Origin of the sequence: Serratia sp. H1w (assembly GCF_000633355.1) — a bacterium.
GTDB lineage: Bacteria > Pseudomonadota > Gammaproteobacteria > Enterobacterales > Enterobacteriaceae > Chania.
Window position 1 is genome coordinate 1 of record NZ_AYMQ01000189.1, and the last position, 237, is coordinate 237.

A 237-nucleotide genomic window follows, 5' to 3' on the forward strand; every position below is an offset into this window, starting at 1 on the left:
CACGGTAATGACGGAGCTGCGATGCCGCCACCGCCGGGCGTTTCAGATAGCGGCCCAGGTATTTCACGCTGCGCCAGGCACCGCGGGTCTTTTTGGCGAAGTGGACCTTCCAGTGGCGCTGATATTGCGCCTGCAGGTAGCGTTTCCACTGTTTCTCATTGCGAATATGTCCGTGACCGGGCAGGGAGGCCGGGTTAACGCGGTCATAGTTGGCACGCTGCAGACGGATGACGGCAC

At 61.2% G+C, this 237-nt stretch carries 1 protein-coding gene; it reads right to left on the reverse strand.

What is annotated here, in order from left to right; genetic code table 11:
• Positions 1 to 237 (reverse strand): transposase (locus tag U869_RS0128480; RefSeq protein WP_029988747.1); only part of this gene is annotated, 237 nt, incomplete at both ends.